Raw genomic sequence first — 24,621 nt, forward strand, 5'->3', positions numbered from 1 at the left:
GAATTAAAAAACTGTAACTGTTCACAGGTAATATTCTGTGAACAGCTACAAGAATTCTATAAGTAAATCAGTTCTCCTGTATGAGTGGTATCATAACAATTCTGGCTGTGAAGGGACATCCTGAATTCTTCAGAACGGGCAATATCGATAAGAGCCTGAAATCCAGGAGAATTCAGAGACGCGGTTTCCATGACAAGGTACATGGGAACTGTGAGAAGTGGAACAAATTCCAGCTGGTTGGTTTTGAGAACCACAGCCTTTTCTCCAATGGCAGTATCTCCATTTTTATTGATGATAAAAGCGGAAGTGGAAACATCAGAGACAAATTCCTTCTGGTATCCGGATATGGATGCGGAAGAAATCTGAAGTTCCTTCAGTTTTTTATCCAGATAAATTCGGCTGGTACTGCCTTTTTCACGGTTTGCAAGAATAATATCACTGCGGGTGAGATCACGGATGCAGGAAATATTCTTGGGATTTCCCTTTGCCACATATAATCCGAGTGAAAATTCATAGAGCATAAGCGCAGCGAGTGAAATACCTGGAAGCAGTGGAGGAATATCTTCTGCAAAAACTCCGGCGACAGCGGCATGGACTTTATGAAAATACAGAGAATAAAGACCGTTGTAGCTGTTCATATGAGAATGAAGGACCGGAAGCCCCAGAGGATGTGAAGCCATCTGCCCGATCAGAAGTTCCATGACGGAAGCTGCCTGTCCGCTGATGATGAGTCCGCTGGAATTCAGAAGATAATCTCTTTTCAGAAGGGAACTTTCCGGCTGAAAATCAGGAAAGACCGGCTGTGATTCTAAATCAGACCTGTTTTTGTTCAGATATTCCGAAAGCTGGTCTTCACTGATCCGAAGCTGTTTGCCGATCTTTGATGAGGGAAGCTCGCCTCGTTTGATCAATTCGTATACGGTTGTTTTCCTGATCTTTAATTTGTCGGCGATTTCCTGAGCAGTATAAAGTTTATTCATCAATACCAACCATAACGTTAGTAGCTTTGATCACTGCATAAGCATCAGAGCCTACTTCCAGTCCGAGTTCATCTACAGCGGCGCAGGAGATGGTAGAAACGATGATATTGCCGCCACCGATATCAAGGGTTACGATAGAGTTGACAGCTCCCTTTTTGATGTCGATCACTTTTCCTTTTAACTGATTACGTGCACTTAATTTCATTGAATTTTCCTCCTAAAAAATATTTTTGGTATTTATTAACAATTTCTATCATAGCACAGAGCAAATAGTTTGACAAGAATGACTATTTGAGCTAAAATAAACAAAACAGAACGAAACAAAACGAAACACAACACAACAATAAAAGGCAAAGGAGAACAAATATGAAGAAAAAGATGATCTCAGTAATGCTTGCAGGTTTGCTTGCAGCAGGCATGAGCGCAGGAAGTGTACAGGCAGCAGCAGAGGATACAAGTGGTGATCTGTATGTGTTTATTGCAGCCAGTCTGAACAATGCAATGGAAGAAATCCAGAAGGATTTCAATGAGGATTATCCGGATGTAAACATCCTGTATAACGCGGACAGTTCAGGAACTCTTCAGACACAGATCGAAGAAGGTTCCAGATGTGACATCTTCTTCTCAGCAGCAACCAAACAGATGGATGCACTGGTAGACGAAGAACTGGCAAAGAAAGATTCTGTAGTGGATCTTCTTGAGAACAAAGTTGTCCTGATCAAGCCAAAGGGTGGCGAGACAAAGGTAACAGGCTTTGAGAATATCACAGATGCAGCGAACATCGCTCTTGCAGGAGAGGATGTACCGGTTGGACAGTATGCACGTGAAATCTTTAAGAACCTGGGAATCGAAGATGACGTAAATAAGATGGAGATCAACGAAGGAAAGAACGTAACAGAAGTTCTTGCATCCGTGAGTGAGGGAAGTAACGAAGTTGGTATCGTATATGCAACAGATGCGGCTTCTGTTGCAGATAAAGTAGATATCATTGCGGAAGCTCCGGAAGGATCTCTTAAGACACCGGTTCTTTATCCGGTGGGACTGACAGAGGATAAAGAGGCTTCTGACTCTGAAGCAGCAGCTGCAGATGCCTTCCTTGCATATCTCCAGACAGATGAAGCTCTTAAAGTATTCGAAGAATATGGATTTACACCATACAAAGCAGAAGAAAAAGCGGAGGATGCAGAAGAAAACGCTGAGACTACAGAGGCAGCTGCGACAGAAGAAGCAGCAGAATAATACGTAAAGCATTCTTGAATATGACAAACAGTCAGAAAGAGGCAGGAGTTACAGCTGCCTCTTTTTCTGATAAAGGGGAAATGAGAAACGATGGAATTTTTACAGGAAATAAACTGGAGTCCACTGTGGATATCGTTAAAGACAGGTGTAGTTGCAACGACAATTGCCTTTTTTCTGGGAATTTTCTGTGCAAGAAAAATCATGAAGCTCAAACCGGCTTCAAGAGCAATTCTGGACGGCATTCTCACTATGCCGCTGGTTCTTCCGCCGACTGTTGCAGGATTTTTTCTTCTGCTGATCTTCAGCCTTCGGAGGCCATTCGGTAAATTTTTAATGGACAGCTTTGATTTTAAGGTGGTGCAGACCTGGAAGGGATGTGTGATCGCGGCAGCAGTGATCGCATTCCCATTGATGTACCGCAACGCCAGAGCAGCCTTTGAACAGGTGGATGTGAACCTGATCTATGCAGGACAGACTCTGGGAATGAGTGACAGAAAGATTTTCTGGAAGGTGATCGTACCGGCTGCGGGTCCGGGAATTGCCTCCGGAACTGTGCTGGCATTTGCGAGAGCAATCGGAGAGTATGGTGCGACTTCCATGCTTGCGGGAAATATCCTTGGCAAGACAAGAACCGTATCTGTGGCCATTGCATCAGAAACCGCAGCAGGAAATTATGACGTTGCCGGTTTCTGGGTTGTGGTGATCGTGGTGATTTCATTTGTGATCGTGGTACTTATCAATATCGTCTCCGGAAGGGGAATGAAGAGCAGAAGGTGGATCTGATGGCAGTACATGTAGAAATAGAAAAGAACTTCAGGGGTTTTTCGTTAAAGACAGCATTCGACAGCAAAAGTTCTGCGACAGGAATACTTGGAGCATCCGGAAGCGGCAAGAGTATGACGCTCAGATGCATTTGCGGAATTGAAAAGCCGGATAAAGGAAAGATCGTCATCAATGGAAAAACTGTCTTTGATTCCGAAAAAAAAATCAATCTCAAACCACAGGATCGCCGGATCGGGTATCTGTTTCAGAATTATGCACTTTTTCCGACGATGACAGTCAGGGATAATATTACATGCGGTTTTCGCGGTGCAAAAGAGACACTGGATGCAAAAGTAACTGATTTCATCAGAAGATATCAGCTTGAAGGCCTGGAGGACCGTTATCCGTCTCAGCTTTCCGGTGGACAGCAGCAGCGGGTGGCTCTGGCGAGAATGATGATCGGTGAGCCTGAGGTAATTCTTCTTGATGAACCATTTTCTGCACTTGACGGTTATCTCAAAGATACGCTTCAGAAAGATATGGAAGATTTCCTGAAACAATATCAGGGTGATATGATCATGGTAACGCACAGCAGAGATGAGGCTTTCCGGTTCTGTAAAGAGCTTATGCTCCTTAAAGACGGAAGAACTTTGACTTTCGGAGAGACTAGACGGATTTTTGAACAGCCGGGGCTCATCGAGGCTGCCCGTCTTACCGGCTGCAAAAACAACTCCAGGATCCGTAAGCTTGGATCTTATGAGGTGGAAGCGATTGACTGGGGAATCAGGCTTTGCACTGCCCGGGAAGTGACAGATGAATTTACTCATATTGCCATCAGGGGGCACTGGATCAGACCTGTCGAAACCGATGGGCAGAATTGCATTCCATTTGAAGTGCAGGAATATATAGAAACTACCTTCGAACATCAATATCTTATTAAATGTCCGGATGCAGATTCAAAGGCTGTTCTCTGGTGGATGCGGCCAAAATCTAATTTCCAGGAGTCCTCCGATTTCAATCTCCCGGCATATTTATATTTACCTCCGGAACATCTCATGCTGTTAAAATGAAAAAAGAAGGCCTTCGCATTTCGCAAAAGCCTTCTTTTTTTAGTTTATATACCGCAGATATCCTGAGACAAGCATCGCAAGTTTGAATGTCATCGCATCCTCGAAGGTTCTGAGATCCAGTCCGAATTTCTTCTGTATTTTCTCAAAACGATATACCAGAGTATTTCTGTGGACATACAGCTGTCGGGATGTTTCAGACAAGTTCAGATTGTTTTCAAAAAATGTCCGTATAATATTCAGGGTTTCTCCATCGATCGCATCCAGGGATTCACCGTTAAAAATTTCTTCGATAAACATCTCACAGATTTCCACCGGAAGCTGATAGATTAGACGGCCGATCCCAAGATTTCGATATCCGAATACATTTTTTTCAGAATAAAAGATCTTGCCTATCTCAAGAGCCATTTTGGCTTCTTTATATGCGTTTGCAAGCTCTTTGAGGCTGTCTGCCACATTACTGTAAGAAACCCAGGCCTGTGTCATGGCCTCTGAACCGAGCATATCGACCAGCATATGGGCTGTAGCTTCCAGATTTGCATAGGTCTCAGTAGAAACCAGTTCTCGTACAATAATAATCCCTTTATCATCCACAGATGTAATAAAATCATGTGTTCTGGCAGAGAAAATATTCCGGATCATAGTCAGTGCATGTTCATCTTCGGTCTGTTTGGTCTCAACCAGAAAAACAGCTCTCTGGCAGGTAGAAGAGACATGAAGCTTTTTGGCTTTGTTAAAAGCCTCCACTTCGTTGTAAGAGCCGAGCAGCAGTTTCTGCATAAAAGCATTTTTATCATTTTTTTCCGAATAAGCCTCAATAAGGCTTCTGATCTGGCATACAGCCAGTTCACCAATCGTAGAAGCATTTTCGCTGCTTCCCCATACGATCAGAATATACAGAAGTTCATCCCGATCCAGGATTTTGTAAAGACAGTAAGTGCTGTTGGCAATGCATAATGCAGGATCGCTCCGAAAATCAGCGAGCTTGTTCAGAGAGGGAAGCCGTTTCTGACAGGTAGTGACAAAAACGGAATTATCCTCCTGAAGAAGACAGAAATCAAGATTGCTGATTTGTTTCCAGTCTTCCATACATTTCTGCAAAGTTCTCTGTATAGACATAATATCTTCCTTTCTGAAAAACAAAAACCCGGGGAAAAATCCCCCGGGTTTTAAATTTTGATGAATTTATCTTAGTTTGTGATAACAAGCTCAGAATCTTTGTCGAAGAAGTGAGTTTTTTCCATATCGAAGTCGAATTTAACAGGATCGCCTGTTTTTGCTTTTGTGCCAGGATCAACACGAGCTGTGATCTGAGTTCCGTTTACATCGAAGTACAGGAATACTTCTGCACCGAGAAGCTCATAAACCTTAACTGTAGAAGACATGGAACCGTTTGGTGTATCGGCAACATCTTCCGGACGAATACCCATAACAACAGTTTTGCCTACATAGCCGCCATCTTTGAGTGCCTTAGCTTTAGCTGCCGGGATAACCAATTCATCCTTGCCTAATACTGCAACGAGGTCAGAACCTTTTTCTTTGATCTGAACATCAAGGAAGTTCATCTGCGGAGATCCCATGAATCCTGCAACGAAGAGATTGCCTGGTTTCTGGTACAGGTTCTGAGGTGTATCTACCTGCTGAACAACTCCGTCTTTCATAACAACGATTCTGGTACCAAGAGTCATAGCCTCTGTCTGGTCATGTGTTACGTAGATGATGGTAGCGCCCAGTCTCTGGTGGATCTTGGAAATCTCGATACGCATCTGTACACGAAGTTTTGCATCCAGGTTGGAGAGCGGCTCATCCATAAGGAATACCTTAGGATTACGAACGATAGCACGTCCCATGGCAACACGCTGTCTCTGTCCACCGGAAAGAGCCTTCGGTTTACGATCAAGAAGTTTGTCAAGGTCAAGGATTCTTGCTGCTTCACGAACTGCTTTGTCGATCTCGTCCTTCGGAACTTTACGAAGTTTCAGTCCGAATGCCATGTTATCATATACTGTCATATGAGGATACAGGGCGTAGTTCTGGAATACCATTGCGATATCACGATCCTTCGGCTCTACATCGTTCATAACTTTGTCACCGATCTTTAAGGTACCGCTAGTGATCTCTTCCAGTCCGGCTACCATACGAAGTGTAGTAGATTTACCACATCCGGAAGGTCCTACAAAGATGATAAACTCTTTATCTTCGATCTCAAGGTTGAAATCTTTAACGGCTTCAAAACCGTTTGGATATGTCTTGTTAATATGCTGTAAAGATAAACTTGCCATTTCTTATTCCTCCAAAATATTTGTAATAGTTTTTGCTTTCGTTTTGAACTGTTATCAGTATAGCGAAAACCCGGGAGTGATACCAGTGAAGATTTTTACAAAGATTCCGGAGGATTCTTGACAGATTGACGAAAAGGGGGAAAAGTTTCGTCAACCTGTCAGATGCGGCGTTCGTTTATGAACATACCCTGCAGTGGTCTGGCTTTAAACTGATACTGGAACCATTCACACTTGCACAGGAACAGGTAATAGATGTTCAGTCCGCAGTCATGAAGGGTTTCATAATTGCCCTGTCCCTTGGAAATGATGAGATCAGCAGTTTCAAGCATTTCACGGGCTTTGGCACTGATATGGGGAAGCCAGGTACCGCCAACATCATTTCCGTTTCCGATCACGCGGGTTATCTCAGTAAGTCCGATATCGCGGGCATCCTCAAAGGTTGCATCATTAATCGCAGGAAAACCTCTGACAATCACCGTGATGTCAAGCTCTGGATAGAGTTCTTTAAGAAGCTTGATGACCAGTTTGTCAAGAACCACTTCTCCGCAGTTGTCTGTCAGATAGACAAGACGGGAAGCAGAATCCAGGTCTTTACGAAAGTGCAGATATTCCTGTGTATCAAGAGGATCCTTGTTGTCCTCCTCAAGAAGAGTCAGAACGGTATCAGAGTTTACATCTGAAAGTGCGGCAAAATCAATGTAGTTGCCAATACGGGCATAAAGAAGTGCCGTTTCCAGCGGATCGTCAGAATGACGGATCTTTTCTTCAAGGGAATCCTCCAGATCCAGCATAAGCTGGTTAAATTCTTTTTTGGCAGAACTGTAATCTTCCATAGGCTGATCCCAGAAGTCACTGAACATCTTTTTTAATTCAATAGAGACACTGGGAGCACAGTCTTCCTCGTCGATAGATGCCATACGGTCCATGACCTTTTTCATATATTCGACTTTTTTGTCCATATCCTGGAAGGAACGGATTTTCTGTTCCTGTTTGCTGACAGCACAGCACATACAGAATGGATTGAACTTCATGCTGTTAACCTCCTAAAACTATGATTTGATACAGGTAGCTTCTATTATAAGGCTTTTGTCGAAACATGGCAAGATTGACGGAGAATGGCATTTTGCCCCGTATGTCTCGGGATTTTGCCATATCCATGGCAAAACACCTCGCGGGATATTACCTGTGAACAGCTACGAAAAGATTAACTGTTGACTTTCTGCAATATCGCTTCAAGTAAATCTCCCTGGAGATAAAAGGTCGTCTCAAAATGAAGATACGATAAGGATACCTTATCCCACAACAATAAGATTTTTGCCGGGAATTCCTCATCAGCGTCCCAGAACTGGAACAGCACAGAGAAATCTCCCATAACAGGCATTTCAAAAGTCAGATCCGCCCCGGCCAGGCGTTTCTGTAATTCCCCTCCCAGACAGAGACAGGCCTGGCTGACGGCATTTACTTTGCCGGAGAATGCTGCTTCATATTTAGGGGTAAACACATCTCCGGACGGACTGCTTCCGGTGGGAATAAATCTGGTTACCGGCTGCCATTGTCCTGTAAGCGGAGGAAGCGGTTTATCTTCTGAGTAGCAGAGCAGGTCGTAGATCGTCATAACAATTGAATATTCTTTGCAGATTTTCCAGATGCCTTCGGCTATATATTCGATGGAACCATCTGAGCGGCTGATCCGATATTCTGTTCCGATATAATTCAGGTACAGGTATGCGTCGTCATTTTTCAATTTATATTTCTTTATCAGCATATCCTGATTATATTTCAAAAACAAGTCTCTTCCGATATATATCTGTTTTTCGTAATTGCCTGTAAGATTTTTTTCCATATAAGTGCCTTTCGTCTGAGTAATATTACCTTCGAAATTTTTATGGTAAATGGCGGCTGTAATTCCTTTCAGAAAATTATAACAAATTATGAATGCCTTCACAATCTTTTATTCTCTGCATACTCTAACAGAAGAAGTCGGTAAAGGAGAATCTGCATGAAAAATAAAAAATGGATTTCACTGGCGGCAGCAGTCGTTCTGTCGGTGACTGCACTACCGATGGGAGTGTTTGCTGCAAAGAAAGAGGAGCCGAAGCTTACAAAAGTTACCTTAAATGAAGTGGCACATTCAATCTTTTATGCACCGCAGTATGTGGCAATCGAAGAGGGATATTTTAAAGATGAGGGGCTGGATCTGACACTTGTGACTGGTTTTGGAGCAGATAAGACAATGACTGCTGTAATATCCGGTGAGGCAGATATTGGATTTATGGGAGCGGAAGCATCTGTCTATGCCTATCAGGAGGGAGCTACGGATCCTGTTGTAAACTTTGCACAGCTGACCCAGCGTGCCGGAAATTTTCTTGTGGCAAGAGAAGAAATGCCGGATTTTAAATGGGAAGATCTGAAAGATAAGAAAATTCTTGGCGGGCGTAAAGGCGGCATGCCGGAAATGGTGTTTGAGTATATTCTCCGCAAAAACGGTCTGGATCCACAGAAAGATCTGATGATCGATCAGAGTATTGATTTTGGTTCCACGGCAGCAGCTTTTTCGGGAGACACTTCGTCAGACTTTACAGTGGAATTTGAGCCGTCTGCGACAGCACTGGAAAAAGAAGGAGCAGGATATGTGGTGGCTTCTCTCGGTGTAGATTCCGGATATGTTCCATATACTTCCTACAGTGCAAAGACCAGTTACATGGAGAAGAACCCTGAAATTATCCAGAAATTTACAGATGCTCTCCAGAAAGGCATGGAATACGTCCAGACACACACACCAGAAGAAATCGCTAAGGTGATTGCTCCTCAGTTTGCGGAAACAGACCTCGACACAGTTACAACTATCGTAAAACGTTATTACGATCAGGATACCTGGAAATCAAATCTCATTTTCGAGAAAGAAAGTTTTGAGCTTCTGGAAGATATCCTGGAAGATGCAGGTGAACTGAAGGAACGTGTACCATACGAAAATCTTGTAACAACAGAATATGCTGCAAAAGCAGCTGAAAAATAAAACAGCAAAAGTCCCTGAGGTCTAATATGACCTTATGGGACTTTTGAGTCTGTTTACAGATGTTTCCTGTCTTCTGGTTTCTTTTTGGAATTTTTGATCTGGGGCGGCAGATAATGGTAAACCGTCTCATAAGACGTTAACTCATCCTCATTCACCGGACCCGAAGGAATCAGACCGGTGCAGTCCTGGGTGGATGCGGAATTTGCCAGAAAATCATAAGAATCCATGATCTCCTGGTTGGAAGGCGAAGAACTGTGCGGAATTTTATTTTTCATAAAGAAATGCTCCTTTATAATGATAAGTAGTAATTATGACCAGGTTGCTGTGAACAGTAGCACTATTCAGAAAGTAGTATCCCGCAAATGCAAAAAATATATTCAAAAATATGCAACAGATGCAGCCGGAAAATGTATGGAAAGTAGAGAAAGGAATCGACGCATTTTCAGATTAGTCAAAACATCTAAAAAATTTAACATAAACCATCAATTCTGAACATTGACGATTCTGCTTCATATATGACAAAATAACTATAACGGATAATCAGGATTACCGGGCGTGAGTGGACGCCTGGTTTTTCCGCGTTAGGAATACATGGGAGGAAAGAAAATGGGACAGAACAGAAAATGTGGCGTGCTGCTTCCGATAAGCAGTCTGCCGTCAAAATATGGAATCGGATGTTTTGACAAGAAAGCCTATGAATTTGTGGATGCACTTAAGGAAGCGGGACAGAGCTACTGGCAGATTCTTCCGCTTGGACCGACCAGCTATGGTGATTCGCCGTACCAGTCTTTCTCTACATTTGCAGGAAATCCGTATTTTATCAGTCTTGAAGATCTGATCGAAGAAGGCGTACTGACAAAGAAAGAATGTGACAAAGTAGATTTTGGCGAAGATGAGACCAGCGTAGACTATGCAAAATTATATGAAGGACGTATGCTCCTTCTGCGTAAAGCATATGAGAAAAGTGACATCTATATGGATGCAGAATTCCGTAAATTCCAGGAAGAAGAAGCCTGGTGGCTTAAAGACTATGCACTTTTCATGGCGGTGAAGAAGCGTTTCGGAGGCATTCCGTGGAGCGAGTGGGCAGAGGATATCCGTCTTCGCTGGCAGAATGCACTGGATTATTACAGAGAAGAAATGTATTTTGAGATTGAATTTCAGGAGTATCTGCAGTTCAAATTCCGGCAGCAGTGGATGAAACTCAAAGCTTATGCAAATGAAAACGGCATTCAGATCATCGGCGATATCCCGATCTATGTGGCAATGGACAGTGCAGATACCTGGGCAAATCCGTGGCTCTTTAAGCTGGATGAGAAAAATTGCCCGACACAGGTTGCAGGATGCCCGCCGGATGGATTTTCCGCAACAGGACAGCTCTGGGGAAATCCTCTGTATAACTGGGAAGTACACCGCAACTCCGGTTATGAATGGTGGATCAAGCGAATCTCCAACTGCTTCCGTCTGTACGATGTCGTAAGAATCGACCATTTCCGTGGATTTGATGAATACTATGCAATTCCATATGGAGACAAGACAGCAGAAAACGGCTGGTGGGAAAAAGGCCCGGGAATCGACCTGTTCCGTGCAATCTCAGCAAGACTGGGAGACAGAGAGATCATCGCTGAAGATCTTGGATATATGACAGACAGCGTAAAACAGCTTGTAGAGGAGAGTGGTTATCCAAACATGAAGGTGATCGAGTTTGCCTTTGATGAACGCGATACAGGAAATGCAAGTGATTACCTGCCTCATAACTATCCGAGAAACTGTGTTGTTTATACGGGAACGCATGACAATGAAACTCTGGTTTCCTGGCTTGAGGATATCACTCCGGCAGAGAGAAGACAGGTTCGTGAGTATCTGAATAATTTCAGAGATTCCGGAAAGGAACTTTGTCAGGATCTGATCTGTCTGGTAATGCGAAGTGTTGCTAATCTGTGTATCATTCCAATGCAGGATTATCTGGGACTTGACAATTCTGCACGTATGAATCAGCCTTCCACACTTGGAAAGAACTGGAAATGGAGATTAAAAGGAGGACAGTTCACAAAAGAATTACAAAAAGAAATGAAAACACTTGCTGTCCGTTATGGCAGACAGTAAAAACAGGGGGACATATCAAAAGGATATGTCCCCCTAAATTTATGAAGTTTAAACCTCAGGAGTGTAATATACAGCCGAAAATGGCGGAAGAGTCAAAAGGATTCGGTCATTTTCAAGTGTTTTGACTGTACTCTTGCGTTTCTGTGTGCCGCCGTAAATTTCAAGATTGCTGTTCAGAAGTTCTTTAAGGCTGGTAACGCCCGGGAGCTTCAGTTCATACATCTGTTCATGGTCAGAGAAGTTGAACAGAGAAATGATTTTTTCTTTTTTACTGTCTCGTTCAAAGACATAGATACAGTTTGCTTCCTGATGACAGTCGATCCATCGGAAGCCGTCTGCTTCGTAATCCTTTTCCCAGAGTGCAGGGTGTTCAAGATAAAGATGGTTCAAATCTTTCATGAAGCGGGCAAATCCTTCATGGATCGGATAATCAAGCAGCATCCAGTCCTGTTCGCGCTTCTCATCCCATTCACGGAACTGGCCGATCTCATTTCCCATGAAATTCAGCTTCTTGCCCGGATGTGCATACATATACATATACAGGGCACGTGCCTGCGGGAACTTATTATCGTAATCTCCGTTCATCTTCTGCATGATCGTTGCCTTGCCGTGAACCACCTCGTCATGTGACAAAGGAAGGAGAAAACGTGCATCATAATAATACATCATGGAGAAGGTGAGCTTGTGATAATTCTCTGTACGATATTCCGGACTGGTACGGAAATAATCAAGTGTATCGTTCATCCATCCCATATCCCATTTATAGTCGAAACCAAGCCCACCCTGAGAAACAGGATCAGTAACCTTCGGGAAGGAAGTGGAATCTTCTGCTGTAAGGATTGCAGACGGGTGGAGTTGTTTTAATCCCTGGTTCATATACTGGAGAAACTCTACGGCGTTGAGATTTACACCGCGTGCCGGATCACCCTGCCAGTAGATCGCACGGCTGATTGCATCCATGCGGATTCCATCCATATGGAACTCACTCATCCAATAGTTGGCACAGGATTGAAGGAAGCTTCTTGTCTCACCGCGGGAGTGCATGAAATTGCAGCTTCCCCATTCACTGACACCTACGGCAGAGTTTGGATATTCATAAAGGGCTGTTCCGTCATAATTTGCCAGACCATAGGCATCCACTGCAAAGTGGACAGGAACAAAGTCCATCAGAACACCAATCCCATGTTTATGGCAGGCATCCACAAAGGCTTTTAACTGGTCGGCAGTTCCATATCTGGAGGTAGGACTGAAAAATCCGGTTGCCTGATATCCCCAGGATTCATCACATGGATATTCATTTAAAGGCATGATCTCAAGATAGTTGTATCCGTTTTTGGTAAGATACGGGATCAGGATGTCGATCATGTCCTCGTAGGTATACCAGTCGTCTGCTTTGTCAGATGGCTTGCGGAAGGAACCGAAATGAATTTCATAAATGTTGAGTGGTTTCTGACGGCAGTCACTGCGGTTCTGCATCCATTTGGAATCCTTGAACTTATATCGGTTCATATCACGGATGATGGAAGCACTGTTCGGGCGGAGTTCCATGCCGAAACCGTAAGGATCACAGTGATCGACCGGATTTCCGCTGCGGTCATAAATACGATATTTATACATCTGTCCAGGTTTTGCTTCCGGAATGTGGCATTCCCAGAAATTTCCATCATAAATCTTGTTCATTTCTTCTTCCTGCCAGTCGTTGAACTCACCGATCACGGTGATCCTGGATGCGGAAGGTGCGAAGGTGCGGAAGGTTACTCCGTGTTTTTCTGTATGTGCACCAAGATACTGATAAGCATCAAAAATTTTTCCTGTGTAAAATCCATAGAAATCCATACGCATATTCTCCTTAATATAATTGTGATTGTAATGGACAAGAGTTGTTTTTTTAATTATACTATAAATAGACAAAAACGGTTTGTCCAGCAACAATAAAAAGAGAAAGACGGATAAGCAACCTATGAAATAAACCGTCGGAAAAGAGAAAAATATGGATATCAGGATTGAAAAAACAGAACGTGCGATCAAGAATGCTTTTCTGGAATTACGCTCCCGCAAACCACTGGGGAAGATCACGGTGAAGGAACTCTGCAGCCTGGCTGCGATCAATAAGTCAACATTTTACAGCCATTATGAAGATATTTATGCTCTGTCAGATAAGATGGAATCCGAAACCATTGTAACTGTGCTCAAGAATATCTCCAGCCAGCAGGATTCTCCGTTTAAAAATCCGGATGTGTTTACCCGGAATCTTTATATGGCACTGATCTCCAATAATACACTGATCAACCTTCTGTTTTCGGGAACAGAAAAAGCCCGCCTTGGTGACTGCCTGGAGACAGAACTGAAACGGCTGATCTGTGAGAAATATCCTGATTATCAGAATGATGCAGAGAAGGACATCATGCTTTCTTTCTGCATCCAGGGATGTTTTCATGCCTACCTGAATAATCAGGAAAAAGATGTTGCAACGCTGGTCTCTGTCAGTGAAAGTATAGTGCGCAGACTTGCACCTATGTATATGGAAGAAGTGACAGAGGAAGCCTGAGAAAATAAGAATGACTCGAAAGAAGAGAAAAAAATGAAAAAACTGGTGATAGGAATTCTGGCACATGTAGATGCCGGAAAGACAACTTTGTCAGAAAGACTTCTGTATCTGTGCGGTGTGATCAGGCAGATCGGACGTGTGGATCATGGAGACACCTTTCTGGATAATTATGAACTGGAAAAGGAACGTGGGATCACGATTTTTTCCAAGCAGGCGATCCTTAAGACAGAGGATATGGAAGTGACACTTCTGGACACACCGGGACATGTCGATTTCTCTGCGGAGATGGAGAGAACGCTGCAGGTACTTGATTATGCGATTCTTGTGATCAATGGTATGGATGGTGTGCAGAGCCACACGATGACGCTGTGGAGGCTGCTGGAGAGATATAAGGTTCCGGTCTTTCTGTTTGTAAACAAGATGGATCAGAATGGAACAGATAGGGATGCACTGCTTACGGACCTTAAGACCCATCTGCATGAAAACTGTGTGGACTTTGGAAGAACAGAAGGGGATACTTCTACAGAATATCTTCTTGATCCGGAACAGATGGAAAATATTGCAGTCTGTGATGAAAAGCTTCTGGAAAAGTATCTTGAAACAGGAAGTGTGGATGATGCAGAAATCAGAGAACTGATTGTTCAGAGAAAACTTTTTCCATGCCATTTTGGTTCTGCACTGAAAGCGGAAGGCGTGGAGGATTTCTGGAATGGTATACAGAAATATACGTCAGAGCCGCAAAGACCGGAAAAGTTTGGGGCAAAAGTATTCAAGATTGCACGTGACGAGCAGGGAAACCGTCTGACTTATATGAAGATCACAGGAGGCTGCCTTAAAGCAAAGACGCTGCTTTCATCTAGAGGGAAACAGTCTCTGCCTGGTGTAAAACAGAAACAGGAGGACTGGGAAGAAAAGGCAGATCAGCTCCGGCTGTATTCAGGGGCAAAATACACAACGATCACAGAGGCAGATGCGGGAACTGTCTGCGCGGTAACAGGACTTAGCAGAACCTATCCGGGCGAGGGGCTTGGAATAGAAAGCGAGTCTGAACTTCCTGTTCTGGAGCCTGTCCTGAATTATCAGATCCAGCTTCCGGCGGACTGTGATCCGCATCAGATGCTTCAGAAGCTTCGGCAGCTTGAGGAGGAAGAGCCGGAACTTCATATCCTCTGGGACAGCCAGCTGGGAGAAATCCATGCGCAGCTGATGGGAGAAGTACAGATAGAAATCCTTAAGAAGCTGATCTGGGACCGGTTTAATACAGCGGTAGAGTTTGGTGCGGGCAGCATAGTCTACAAGGAAACAATCGCGGAACCGGTAGAAGGTGTGGGTCACTTTGAACCGCTCCGTCATTATGCGGAGGTTCATCTTTTGATAGAGCCGGGAGAGCCGGGAAGCGGGTGTCAGTTTTTTACTGTATGCAGTGAGGATGTGCTTGCGAGAAACTGGCAGCGTCTGATCCTTACACATCTGGAGGAAAAAGAGCATCTCGGTGTGCTGACAGGTTCTCCGCTTACGGATGTACAGATCACTCTTCTGACAGGCCGTGCACATACGAAGCATACAGAAGGCGGTGATTTTCGACAGGCAACCTACCGTGCTGTCCGTCAGGGACTTCGAAAAGCAAAGAACATTCTTCTGGAACCGTATTATGAATTCCGGCTCGAAGTGCCGGCAGAGACGATTGGAAGAGCAATGGCAGACGTTCAGAAGATGCAGGGAAGTTTTGAGTCGCCGGAGACAGACGGAACAACTGCTGTGCTTAAGGGAACTGCAGCAGTATCCCAGATGCGTGATTATCAGAAGGAAGTGGTTGCCTACACACATGGCACAGGAAAGCTTTTCTGCACACTCAAAGGATATGCCCCCTGCAGGAACCAGGAGGAAATCGTCAAAAATATAGGATATGATCCGGAGGGGGATCTAGAGAATCCGACAGGTTCTGTATTCTGTGCACATGGAGCCGGATTTGTTGTGCCGTGGGATCAGGTTGAAGACTACATGCATCTGAACAGCGGGCTGGCGTTTGACGAAATGAGCGGCGAAAGCTGGTATGATGATGTGGATTGTGCGGAAAATCCGGGTACAGCGGTGGAAAATGCGAGTGTTTCCAGGTACAGTGGTGGAAAAAACGGAAAATTTTCTTACAGTGGAAGCTATGAAGAGGAGGAAGAACTTCAGGCGATCTTTGAGAGAACCTTCGGTCCTGTAAAACATGAGCGGACAGCATTCCAGAAAAAAACGGTACATTCCACAGCACCGACAGTACGTTGCAGACAGGGCAGGCCCCGTAAAGAAGAATATCTTCTTGTAGATGGATACAATATTATTTTTTCCTGGGAAGAACTGAATGAGCTGGCAAAAGAAAATATTCATGCGGCCTGTGATAAGCTCAAGGATATCCTGAGTAATTATCAGGGTTATCGTAAATGTACACTGATCCTGGTCTTTGATGCTTACAAGGTTGAGGGGCATGTGGAGGAGGTTTTTACCTACCACAATATTTATGTTGTGTATACCAGGGAGGCGGAAACGGCGGATCAGTACATCGAAAAGACAGTCCATAAGATCGGACGGCAGTATCAGGTGACGGTTGCGACCTCGGATGGACTTGAGCAGGTTATCATCATGGGGCAGGGAGCACACAGGATTTCGGCACAGGGACTTAAGAAAGAAATCGAAGATACAGAAAGAAATGCGAGAGCACAGTGGCATGAGCAGCGTCAGAGCAGCAAGACGTATCTCTTTGAACATATGCCGGAAGAGTTCCAGGCACAGATGGAAAAAATCCGTTTAGGCGAGGCAGGCGAAGAATAAGAAATGATATATTTATATAGAAGAAACAAAACAGGAATCTGTATAGACCGGGTATTTGGAAATGACGAGATCGTAGAAGTGCCGGAGATGCTGGAGGGACTTTTGGTGACGGAGCTTGGCGCGTATGTTTTTTCAGATCATATTGACAGAAAGGATCTGGAAAAGTGTAAGTTGAGCGGGAATTTTTGTACAGATAACGGACAGCGTGTTACCGATGAAAATGGGATGCCGGAGATATCCGGAAATATCGTAAAGGAACTGATCCTTCCAGAGTATCTTCGCAAAATCGGAAGATATGCGTTTTATAACTGTTTCAGTCTCAGAAAAATCAGTTTTGGCGGGGAATTGAGAGATATCGGAGCCGGAGCACTGACAGGATGTCACAGAATTGAGAGGATTTCTGTGAAAACAGATGAAGACGGAGAGTCCAGTCTGAGAGATATTCTGACAGAGCTTCCGGAAACGCTGAGAGTTGATATGGACAGAAATGGAGAGCAGGGAAGATTCTGGTTTCCGGAATTCTTTGAGGAAGGTGTGGAAAATACACCGGCAAGGATTTTGGAAAATCATGTGCATGGAAGTGGAATCCGTTATCGAAACAGCTTTCTTCATAAGAAACTCAATATTCTGGAATATGATAAGCTTTTTCCCTATGCGGAAGCATGGGAGGAGGAAGAGATTGTTCTGAAGCTTGCACTGGACAGGATTTTATATCCTATGGATCTGACGGAGACAGCCGAAAAGAAATATATCGACTATCTTCATGAACATGGAGAGCATGCGGTCGGTGTTCTTGGGAAAAATAAGGAATACGAGGCAATGCAGAGTATTCTTGACAAAATCACTCCGGACAGAGAGCAGACAGAAAAGATGCTGGAGCGTGCTCAGCGATCCGGAGATTCCAGATGGGTCAGCATTCTGATGGACACGCTGCAGAAACATGGAAGAAAAAAGAGAAAGGCGTTTGAACTGTGAGCAGAGAAGAAAAAAATAAATTTGGAAATTTTGTTCATGAGCAGCGAAAAAAAGAGGACGAGATATTGGAAATCTGTCAGGATATTTTCAGAAATTCCCGCAATGAACTGGCTGTTTCCATGCACTTTTTTCAGAGTGCACTCAGTGGACTTAAGGTTGTGCCGTCAGCAGAAACACAGGTGATCGGCACAGATGGGAAGCTGCTTTATGTTTCGCCGCAGTGGCTGCTTCCCATGTTTATGCAGAACAAGATTCAGATCAACAGGCTGTATCTCCATGAACTTCTGCACTGTCTTTTCTGTCATTTGTGGAGCAGGAAGGAGAGAGAATGGAGAATCTGGGATCTGGCGGCAGATATTGCAGCAGAGAGTATTCTGGATGAGCTTTACCAGAAACCGGTTTATATCCGACCGAACAGTTTCCGGCGGGAATGCTATCAGAAGTGGCGAGAGAATCAGAAGGTACTGACCGCAGAAAAGCTGTACTATGTACTTTTGAAATGTGAGGAAGAAGAGCTTGTCCGGCTGGAGCAGGAGTTTCGAAAGGATGATCATCATTTCTGGTATACACCGAACAATCGCAGCGCAATGTCTGATCGACAGAAAAAATGGGAAGAAATGCGCCGCAAAATGCAGACAGAGATGGAACTTTTTTCCAAGGAGGCTGCCGGTGATTCACCGGGACTTGTGGAGCATCTGCAGGCAGAAAACAGAAAACGTTATGATTACCGGGAATTTCTGCGCAAATTTTCTGTACTGAAGGAAGAAATGCAGGTAGATATGGATTCTTTTGATCCGATCTATTATCATTTTGGCATGGAAACCTATGGAAATATGCCTCTGATAGAACCGCTGGAAACAAAAGAAATGAAAAAAATCGAAGATTTTGTGATCGTGATCGATACTTCCATGTCCTGCAATGGAAGCCTGATCCGCAGGTTCCTGGAGGAAACCTACAGTGTACTTTCAGAGTCGGAGAGTTTTTTCCGTAAAATACAGGTTCATATCATCCAGTGTGATGAGAAGATCCAGGATGATCAGGTGATCCACAACCAGAAAGAGATGGAGGCTTATCTTTCGGATTTTACAGTCAGAGGATTTGGGGGAACGGATTTCCGCCCTGCATTTGCCTATGTGGAGCATCTGCTGAAAATGGGAGCTTTTCAGAGGCTTCGGGGGCTTTTGTATTTTACAGACGGGTACGGAGTATTTCCGGCAAAGATGCCGCCATATGACACGGCTTTTGTTTTTATGAAAGATGACTACCGGGATGTGGATGTACCGCCGTGGGCGATCAAGTTGATTTTGGATATACAGGCATTAGAGAGGACAGAAGATTATTATGAATATTAAACAGGCAAAACAGGAAGTTATGGATACGGTCAAAGCGTATCTTATGAAAGATGAGTATGGAGAGTATGTGATACCGGGTGTTCATCAGAGACCGGTACTTCTTCTTGGTGCACCGGGAATCGGAAAGACTCAGATCATGGAGCAGGCGGCAAGAGAATGTGGGGTAGCCCTGGTTGCATATACGATCACACATCATACCAGACAGAGTGCGATCGGACTTCCGTTTATTTCAAAGAAGGAATATGGCGGCAGAGAATATTCCACGACAGAATATACGATGAGTGAGATCGTTGCGAGTATCTATAACCGTATGACGGAGACTGGACTTGACGAGGGAATTCTTTTTATTGATGAGATCAACTGTGTTTCTGAGACACTGGCACCGGCAATGCTCCAGTTTCTCCAGTGCAAAAGCTTCGGAAATCATGAGATTCCGAAAGGCTGGGTGATCGTGGCAGCAGGAAATCCACCGGAATATAACAAATCTGTCCGGGAATTTGATGTTGTCACTCTGGACCGTGTAAAAAAGATCATGGTAGAGCCGGATTATCAGGCCTGGCGTGAGTATGCATATAAAGAAAATATGCATCCGGCAATTCTTTCTTATCTGGAACTTCGGAACAACTGTTTCTATCGGATGGAGACAACGATTGACGGAAAACAGTTTGCGACTCCGCGAGGCTGGGAGGATCTTTCCAGAATGATGGAAGTCTGTGAACAGCTTGGGAAAGATATCACAGAAGCTCTGGTGATCCAGTATATCCAGCATGAGCGTATTGCAAAAGAATTTGCAGAGTATTATGAACTGTATCAGAAATATCAGCAGGATTATCAGATCACCGAGATTCTTCAGGGCAAGAATTCTGAGGCAATGGTCAAAAAAGTCTCTCATGCATCTTTCGATGAAAAAATAAGTGTGGTCAATCTTCTGTTCTCCGGTACAAGACAGGCCGTGCGTAAGGTCATGCTGTGGGAAGATGTCCTTGAAAAAGTATTTGAAGTACTGAAAGCTCTGAAAACAGCACTGCCATCTGAAAATATGGCACAGAGGCTGGAGGATTATATTTTTGATCTGAAAAAGGAACGTGAGAAAAAGCAGAAGGAGGGGCTTCTGGAGCGAAGAGAGGATGTCTGTACACGAAGAGCTGTCACATATCTGGAAAATTATGCGAAGCTTCTGAAACAGTACAGTGACAGGCAGGGAGAAGAGGCGTTTGAAATTCTTCGAAAAGCATTTGGGGAGGAACGTACTTCCTGGGAAGATGAGTGGGATCAGGCTGGAAATACATTGGAATATGCCTTTGATTTTATGGAAGCTGCTTTTTATAACAGCCAGGAAATGGTAATGTTTGTTTCTGGTATCAACACCGATTTCTATTGTGTCCGTTTCCTTGAAACTTATGAATGCGAGAGATATATTCGATACAACAGAGATCTTCTGTTTGAAGATGTAAGCCGTCAGATTCAGAGAAGAATAGAAGAATTGTAATTATTTAACGATTATCCGGCAGAGCGTATTCGATAAGATATGGAATGGCCGGAAATTCCAAAGAGAAAGAGGCAGATACCAAAATCTGCCTGAAAGGAGAGCACAATATGAAAAAGCAGAAAAAACTGTATGGTCTGCTACTGTCGCTGCTGCTTGCATGTTCCCTTCTGTTTTCTGGAAGTATGGCTTCTGTGGAGGCGGCAGGCCAGGGAGATATGGCGGTGCATTTTATTGATGTGGGTCAGGGACTTGCGATTCTTGTACAGTCAGCAGGGGAGAATCTTCTTTATGACGGAGGGGATCGTTCGCATGCAAATGAGGTAGTAGAGTATCTTAAGAATCAGCAGGTAGACACAATTGATTATATGATCTCCTCTCATTATGATGAGGATCACCTGGGAGGTCTTGTCAAATGTCTTGACAATTTTGAGGTGGAGCATATTCTGGGATCTGATTATGTGCATACTTCAGAACTGTTTAATACCTTTATGAATACTGCGACAGCAAATGGTCTTTCTGTGGAATATCCGTCTGTCGGAGACACCTATGAATTCGGAACAGGAAGCTTCACAGTCATGGCGCCTTCCGGAATTTCAAAAAACAGTAATGATAACTCTGTGGTGATCCGCCTGGTAAATGGAAATAACGGATTTCTGTTTATGGGAGACGCAGAGGAAACCAGTGAGCAGGATATGATCAGCACAGGAAAGAGTCTGGACTGTGATGTGCTCTGTCTTGGACATCATGGTTCGGCGTCCTCCACAAGCTGGGATCTTCTGGAAGCCTCCACTCCGTCCTGGGCAGTGGTAAGCTGTGGAAAGGGAAATTCCTACGGACATCCGACCGCACAGACAATGGAAAAGCTTTCTGATATGAATATTCCGGTTTTTCGGACGGATGATCAGGGAACTGTGATCGCAGTTTCGAACGGAAGTACGATCACCTGGAATCAGGATCCCTGTAATGATTACAGTGCCGGTTCGGACAGTGCAGATGATGCATCAGATTCCTATGATGCAGGTTCAGGATCCGGTGTGCGTTATTCTGGCGGGTCAGACAGTACACAGAATGCAGACAATGGTACAGAAACAGAGGATACACAGGGCACTATGGTCTGGATCTCTGAGACCGGAAGCAAGTACCACAGCATTCCAAACTGCGGAAAGATGAATCCGGATAAAGCCTGGCAGGAGAGTGAAGCCCAGGCACGCAGTCAGGGATATGAAGCCTGCAAAAAGTGCTGGTAAAATTTATTGATAAAAATTCTGGACGTAATGCATGAACTGCCGCACATGTGGTTTCAGGATCCGGTTTTTGCTGTAGACAATATAAAAACTTCGTTCATGAACAGATTCTTCTAATGGAAACAGAAGAATCTGTTTTGTTTTTTCAAGATCTGTGACAGAACGGGCAGAGAGAATAGAAATACCAAGGCCGTTGACAATGGATTTCTTAATACTTTCCAGATCGTTCATTCTGGCGATCACGTTCAGTTCGGAAGGAGTGACACCGATCTTCTCCAGAAAAAGATCCATCTCCTTCTTAGTGCCGGAGCCTTTTTCACGGATGATGATCGGATCATGCAGAAATTCCTGGAATTCTGCAGATTTTTCTTTGAGCTTCAGATAACGTTCCGTGACAGGAGCTGCGACTACAAGGGTGTCCTGACAGAAAGGCGTGAAGATACAGCTGTCATCGCCGGTATTCTGTCCGACAAGGGCAAGGTCTACAGTACCGTCCAGAACACGATGGATGGCCTCCTCGCTGTCTGTCTGGAGCGAATGAAAATAAATGTCCGGATGAGAAGTTCCAAAACCTGCGAGCAGTTCTGGCAGCAGATAGGAAGAAGGGATCGTGGAGGCGGCGAGATCGATCATGTGCTTCTGGGATCCGGTGAAATTTTCCAGGAGGTTGTTGCGGATCTCAAGCATCCGGACAGCACTGTCGTAGAGCTGATAGCCTCTCGTGGTGACTGTGGTTTTTTTGGTGGTGCGCAGGATGAGCCTGGAATGAAGCTCCTCCTCGAGAGAACGGATATGTGTACTGATGGTAGGCTGTGTCAGATAAAGTCGTCTGGCAGCTTCAGAGAAACTGCCATAATCAACAACAGCGACAAAGGCTTCTAATTGTTTGAATTCCATAACTAAAAATCTCCTGAAAATGAATATTTGTTTTAAAGCTCAGTAATCCGGTCCAGTGCATGAATGGCGGTTTCTATTTCCTCGGAAGTATTTTCCGGACCAAAAGAGAAGCGGAGTGTTCCGGCAGGATAGGTTCCCAGGGTCTGATGTGCACTGGGGGCGCAGTGAAGCCCAACACGAGTCATAATGCCATAGGTGTCATCCAGTTCAAAGGCAGCCCGTGCCATGTCAACTTCAAGAGTCTGAATGGAAACGACAGCACAGCGGTTTTGAGTATCTTTTTTTCCAATGACGCGAAGCTTTGTCTCTGTCGGGTCGAGGGACAAAATCCCCTGTATAAACTGTTCTGTGAGCTTCATTTCATGTCGGAAAGTCTCTTGCATGGAATTGCTTTCCAGGTCAGTAAGTGCGGCATGGAGACCGAGGATTCCCGGAATATTAGGAGTTCCGGGCTCGAAACGGTCCGGAAGAAAGGCGGGAACCTCCTCTGTGTGGGAAATGCTTCCCGTGCCTCCGCTCAGGAGAGGTTCCATTTTGCCGGCAAGCTCACTTTGAATCAGAAAACCACCGATTCCCTGTGGGCCTCTGAGTCCTTTGTGACCGGTAAATGCAAGTGCATCGATTTTTAATTCTTCCATATTGACAGGAAAAACACCGGCAGTCTGAGCACTGTCCAGGATAAAAAGCAGTCCGTGGCGCTGACAGAAGGCACTGATTTCATGAAGCGGCATGATGGTTCCGCACACATTGGAAGCGTGGAGACAGACCAGAAGCCGGGTATTTGGTTTTATAAGTGCTTCTGCTTTTTCAAGGAGAAGATTACCCTCATGGTCACAGGGGATACGGTCAAAAGTCACTCCCTGCTTCGTAAGCTGGACAAGTGGACGCATGACGGCATTGTGCTCCATGGAAGTTACCAGAACATGATCTCCTGGTTTGAGGATTCCTTTGAGCAGGATATTCAGGCTCATGGTGATATTTTGTGTGAAGATCACATTTTTTCCTTTACCGGATGTAAAATGGAACAGGCGTCGAAGCTGTTCTCTTGTCTCAAAAATCTGTTCTTCTACAGAGTAGGCGGCACGATAGCCTCCGCGTCCTACATTGACAGCACAGCCGGATAGATACTGATAAACGGCGTCTGCAACAGAGGGGGATTTGGGGAAGGAAGTGCTTGCCTGATCCAGATATATTTTTTGCATAAGATTACCTCACATATGTTTAATTAAACTATAGTATAACACTATTTATAAATTTTATCTATAAGTAACCATAAAAAGCGGCTATATTTAACAAAGCTTAGCAAGAATTCTCCTACATCTTCAGGTAGTGAGATGAATTGTGGAGCTGAGCATAAATGCTCAAAAGAATCTTGTAAATAAAGAGAAGAAACACTTGTTCTGGTGGCGGGTTTGTATTATAATGAAAGAACAAAATGTTCAAAAGCAATGATTGAAATCATTTATCAACATATAGAAATAAGGTGAGGAAAATAAACCGGGCAGTAAAAATAAGAATCTATCCAAATGCAGAACAACGTGTGCAGATAGAAAAAACAATCGGCTGCAGTCGATTTATCTATAACTGTATGCTTGCAGATAAGATAGAACATTATAAAAAAGAAAAGAAGATGTTAAGGAATACACCAGCCAGGTATAAGAAAGAATATCCCTGGCTGAAAGAGGTGGATTCATTAGCACTGGCAAATGTACAGATGCATCTGGAAAGTGCTTTCCGTAAGTTTTTTCATGAACCATCCGCAGGATTTCCACGCTTCAAATCAAAGAAGTCATCAAGAAAATCTTATACAACAAACGTAGTGAACGGAAATATCTTTCTGGAAGGAA

Annotated in this window: 22 protein-coding genes; 12 read left to right on the forward strand and 10 right to left on the reverse strand. The window is 44.2% G+C overall.

Annotated elements, in window-relative coordinates; translation table 11 throughout:
* Positions 1 to 56: 56 nt before the first annotated feature.
* Together LIR34_RS11700 and LIR34_RS11705 are read right to left on the reverse strand one after the other, a co-directional pair.
* Positions 57 to 980 (reverse strand): substrate-binding domain-containing protein, encoded by a 924-nt coding sequence (locus LIR34_RS11700; protein WP_173902846.1) that lies wholly within the window; start codon positions 978 to 980, stop codon positions 57 to 59.
* Complete coding sequence (locus LIR34_RS11705; RefSeq protein ID WP_161284935.1) at positions 973 to 1,185, reverse strand: TOBE domain-containing protein; 213 nt, start codon at positions 1,183 to 1,185, stop codon at positions 973 to 975. Before LIR34_RS11705 ends, LIR34_RS11700 begins: the two co-directional genes overlap by 8 nt.
* A 161-nt stretch (positions 1,186 to 1,346) precedes the next feature.
* Here LIR34_RS11705 and modA point away from each other — a divergent pair, with 161 nt between their 5' ends.
* The 3 genes from modA to LIR34_RS11720 all read left to right on the forward strand — a co-directional run bounded on the left by modA (position 1,347) and on the right by LIR34_RS11720 (position 4,051).
* Positions 1,347 to 2,219 carry a molybdate ABC transporter substrate-binding protein gene (modA, locus tag LIR34_RS11710; RefSeq protein WP_173902847.1) on the forward strand — a complete coding sequence of 291 codons (873 nt, stop codon included), beginning with the start codon at positions 1,347 to 1,349 and terminating at the stop codon, positions 2,217 to 2,219.
* A gap of 90 nt (positions 2,220 to 2,309) precedes the next feature.
* The gene (gene modB / locus LIR34_RS11715) at positions 2,310 to 3,002 is read left to right on the forward strand and encodes a molybdate ABC transporter permease subunit (RefSeq protein WP_161284933.1); all 693 of its coding nucleotides are present in this window, start codon (positions 2,310 to 2,312) and stop codon (positions 3,000 to 3,002) included.
* The gene (locus LIR34_RS11720) at positions 3,002 to 4,051 is read left to right on the forward strand and encodes a sulfate/molybdate ABC transporter ATP-binding protein (protein ID WP_173902848.1); all 1,050 of its coding nucleotides are present in this window, start codon (positions 3,002 to 3,004) and stop codon (positions 4,049 to 4,051) included. The genes modB and LIR34_RS11720 overlap by 1 nt, the downstream gene beginning before the upstream one ends.
* A 39-nt stretch (positions 4,052 to 4,090) precedes the next feature.
* Here the strand turns inward: LIR34_RS11720 and LIR34_RS11725 are convergent, their stop codons facing one another.
* The 4 genes from LIR34_RS11725 to LIR34_RS11740 form a co-directional block, all read right to left on the reverse strand.
* Positions 4,091 to 5,167 carry a PucR family transcriptional regulator gene (locus tag LIR34_RS11725; protein ID WP_173902849.1) on the reverse strand — a complete coding sequence of 359 codons (1,077 nt, stop codon included), beginning with the start codon at positions 5,165 to 5,167 and terminating at the stop codon, positions 4,091 to 4,093.
* A 71-nt stretch (positions 5,168 to 5,238) separates the two neighbouring features.
* A complete protein-coding gene (locus tag LIR34_RS11730; RefSeq protein ID WP_173902850.1) occupies positions 5,239 to 6,330 on the reverse strand; it encodes an ABC transporter ATP-binding protein in 1,092 nt (363 codons plus the stop codon).
* A gap of 158 nt (positions 6,331 to 6,488) precedes the next feature.
* Positions 6,489 to 7,361, reverse strand: a complete 873-nt coding sequence (locus LIR34_RS11735) for a damage-control phosphatase ARMT1 family protein (protein ID WP_161284929.1) — start codon at positions 7,359 to 7,361, stop codon at positions 6,489 to 6,491.
* A 173-nt stretch (positions 7,362 to 7,534) separates the two neighbouring features.
* The gene (locus LIR34_RS11740) at positions 7,535 to 8,173 is read right to left on the reverse strand and encodes a DUF3786 domain-containing protein (RefSeq protein WP_227240251.1); all 639 of its coding nucleotides are present in this window, start codon (positions 8,171 to 8,173) and stop codon (positions 7,535 to 7,537) included.
* Between the two features lie 156 nt (positions 8,174 to 8,329).
* On the opposite strand from LIR34_RS11740, the gene LIR34_RS11745 reads away from it, so the two are divergent.
* Positions 8,330 to 9,346 carry an ABC transporter substrate-binding protein gene (locus tag LIR34_RS11745; RefSeq protein WP_173902851.1) on the forward strand — a complete coding sequence of 339 codons (1,017 nt, stop codon included), beginning with the start codon at positions 8,330 to 8,332 and terminating at the stop codon, positions 9,344 to 9,346.
* Between the two features lie 53 nt (positions 9,347 to 9,399).
* On the opposite strand, the gene LIR34_RS11750 is transcribed toward LIR34_RS11745, so the two are convergent.
* Positions 9,400 to 9,621 (reverse strand): hypothetical protein, encoded by a 222-nt coding sequence (locus LIR34_RS11750; RefSeq protein WP_173902852.1) that lies wholly within the window; start codon positions 9,619 to 9,621, stop codon positions 9,400 to 9,402.
* A gap of 331 nt (positions 9,622 to 9,952) precedes the next feature.
* On the opposite strand from LIR34_RS11750, the gene malQ reads away from it, so the two are divergent.
* Complete coding sequence (malQ, locus tag LIR34_RS11755) at positions 9,953 to 11,452, forward strand: 4-alpha-glucanotransferase (RefSeq protein WP_173902853.1); 1,500 nt, start codon at positions 9,953 to 9,955, stop codon at positions 11,450 to 11,452.
* A gap of 48 nt (positions 11,453 to 11,500) precedes the next feature.
* On the opposite strand, the gene glgB is transcribed toward malQ, so the two are convergent.
* On the reverse strand, positions 11,501 to 13,288 hold the full coding sequence (glgB, locus tag LIR34_RS11760; protein ID WP_173902854.1) for a 1,4-alpha-glucan branching protein GlgB: 1,788 nt from the start codon (positions 13,286 to 13,288) through the stop codon (positions 11,501 to 11,503).
* 154 nt (positions 13,289 to 13,442) lie between these two features.
* On the opposite strand from glgB, the gene LIR34_RS11765 reads away from it, so the two are divergent.
* The 6 genes from LIR34_RS11765 to LIR34_RS11790 all read left to right on the forward strand — a co-directional run bounded on the left by LIR34_RS11765 (position 13,443) and on the right by LIR34_RS11790 (position 21,880).
* A complete protein-coding gene (locus LIR34_RS11765) occupies positions 13,443 to 14,000 on the forward strand; it encodes a TetR/AcrR family transcriptional regulator (protein ID WP_173902855.1) in 558 nt (185 codons plus the stop codon).
* 33 nt (positions 14,001 to 14,033) lie between these two features.
* Positions 14,034 to 16,817, forward strand: coding sequence for a translation factor GTPase family protein (locus tag LIR34_RS11770; RefSeq protein ID WP_173902856.1), 2,784 nt, complete (start codon positions 14,034 to 14,036; stop codon positions 16,815 to 16,817).
* Positions 16,818 to 16,820: 3 nt separating this feature from the next.
* Positions 16,821 to 17,792, forward strand: a complete 972-nt coding sequence (locus LIR34_RS11775) for a leucine-rich repeat protein (RefSeq protein WP_173902857.1) — start codon at positions 16,821 to 16,823, stop codon at positions 17,790 to 17,792.
* Complete coding sequence (locus LIR34_RS11780; RefSeq protein ID WP_173902858.1) at positions 17,789 to 19,144, forward strand: vWA domain-containing protein; 1,356 nt, start codon at positions 17,789 to 17,791, stop codon at positions 19,142 to 19,144. Before LIR34_RS11775 ends, LIR34_RS11780 begins: the two co-directional genes overlap by 4 nt.
* Positions 19,134 to 20,633: an ATP-binding protein gene (locus LIR34_RS11785; RefSeq protein WP_173902860.1), complete on the forward strand. Its 1,500-nt coding sequence runs from the start codon at positions 19,134 to 19,136 to the stop codon at positions 20,631 to 20,633. Before LIR34_RS11780 ends, LIR34_RS11785 begins: the two co-directional genes overlap by 11 nt.
* Before the next feature lie 107 nt (positions 20,634 to 20,740).
* Positions 20,741 to 21,880, forward strand: coding sequence for a ComEC/Rec2 family competence protein (locus tag LIR34_RS11790; RefSeq protein ID WP_173902861.1), 1,140 nt, complete (start codon positions 20,741 to 20,743; stop codon positions 21,878 to 21,880).
* A gap of 3 nt (positions 21,881 to 21,883) precedes the next feature.
* Here the strand turns inward: LIR34_RS11790 and LIR34_RS11795 are convergent, their stop codons facing one another.
* Positions 21,884 to 22,774, reverse strand: coding sequence for a selenium metabolism-associated LysR family transcriptional regulator (locus LIR34_RS11795; protein ID WP_173902862.1), 891 nt, complete (start codon positions 22,772 to 22,774; stop codon positions 21,884 to 21,886).
* Between the two features lie 32 nt (positions 22,775 to 22,806).
* Positions 22,807 to 23,976: an aminotransferase class V-fold PLP-dependent enzyme gene (locus tag LIR34_RS11800; RefSeq protein WP_173902863.1), complete on the reverse strand. Its 1,170-nt coding sequence runs from the start codon at positions 23,974 to 23,976 to the stop codon at positions 22,807 to 22,809.
* Positions 23,977 to 24,314: 338 nt separating this feature from the next.
* Here LIR34_RS11800 and LIR34_RS11805 point away from each other — a divergent pair.
* On the forward strand, positions 24,315 to 24,621 hold a 307-nt coding region (locus tag LIR34_RS11805; protein ID WP_173902864.1), incomplete at its 3' end, for a helix-turn-helix domain-containing protein.

Source organism: Blautia sp. MSK17_66, assembly GCF_020538025.1.
In the GTDB taxonomy this organism is placed as follows: Bacteria; Bacillota; Clostridia; order Lachnospirales; family Lachnospiraceae; genus Blautia_A.

Coding starts and splice junctions, on each gene's coding strand:
- LIR34_RS11700 (WP_173902846.1), bottom strand. CDS start 980: ATGAATAAACTTTATACTGCTCAGGAAATCGCCGACAAATTAAAGATC.
- LIR34_RS11705 (WP_161284935.1), bottom strand. CDS start 1,185: ATGAAATTAAGTGCACGTAATCAGTTAAAAGGAAAAGTGATCGACATC.
- modA (WP_173902847.1), top strand. CDS start 1,347: ATGAAGAAAAAGATGATCTCAGTAATGCTTGCAGGTTTGCTTGCAGCA.
- modB (WP_161284933.1), top strand. CDS start 2,310: ATGGAATTTTTACAGGAAATAAACTGGAGTCCACTGTGGATATCGTTA.
- LIR34_RS11720 (WP_173902848.1), top strand. CDS start 3,002: ATGGCAGTACATGTAGAAATAGAAAAGAACTTCAGGGGTTTTTCGTTA.
- LIR34_RS11725 (WP_173902849.1), bottom strand. CDS start 5,167: ATGTCTATACAGAGAACTTTGCAGAAATGTATGGAAGACTGGAAACAA.
- LIR34_RS11730 (WP_173902850.1), bottom strand. CDS start 6,330: ATGGCAAGTTTATCTTTACAGCATATTAACAAGACATATCCAAACGGT.
- LIR34_RS11735 (WP_161284929.1), bottom strand. CDS start 7,361: ATGAAGTTCAATCCATTCTGTATGTGCTGTGCTGTCAGCAAACAGGAA.
- LIR34_RS11740 (WP_227240251.1), bottom strand. CDS start 8,173: ATGGAAAAAAATCTTACAGGCAATTACGAAAAACAGATATATATCGGA.
- LIR34_RS11745 (WP_173902851.1), top strand. CDS start 8,330: ATGAAAAATAAAAAATGGATTTCACTGGCGGCAGCAGTCGTTCTGTCG.
- LIR34_RS11750 (WP_173902852.1), bottom strand. CDS start 9,621: ATGAAAAATAAAATTCCGCACAGTTCTTCGCCTTCCAACCAGGAGATC.
- malQ (WP_173902853.1), top strand. CDS start 9,953: ATGGGACAGAACAGAAAATGTGGCGTGCTGCTTCCGATAAGCAGTCTG.
- glgB (WP_173902854.1), bottom strand. CDS start 13,288: ATGGATTTCTATGGATTTTACACAGGAAAAATTTTTGATGCTTATCAG.
- LIR34_RS11765 (WP_173902855.1), top strand. CDS start 13,443: ATGGATATCAGGATTGAAAAAACAGAACGTGCGATCAAGAATGCTTTT.
- LIR34_RS11770 (WP_173902856.1), top strand. CDS start 14,034: ATGAAAAAACTGGTGATAGGAATTCTGGCACATGTAGATGCCGGAAAG.
- LIR34_RS11775 (WP_173902857.1), top strand. CDS start 16,821: ATGATATATTTATATAGAAGAAACAAAACAGGAATCTGTATAGACCGG.
- LIR34_RS11785 (WP_173902860.1), top strand. CDS start 19,134: ATGAATATTAAACAGGCAAAACAGGAAGTTATGGATACGGTCAAAGCG.
- LIR34_RS11790 (WP_173902861.1), top strand. CDS start 20,741: ATGAAAAAGCAGAAAAAACTGTATGGTCTGCTACTGTCGCTGCTGCTT.
- LIR34_RS11795 (WP_173902862.1), bottom strand. CDS start 22,774: ATGGAATTCAAACAATTAGAAGCCTTTGTCGCTGTTGTTGATTATGGC.
- LIR34_RS11800 (WP_173902863.1), bottom strand. CDS start 23,976: ATGCAAAAAATATATCTGGATCAGGCAAGCACTTCCTTCCCCAAATCC.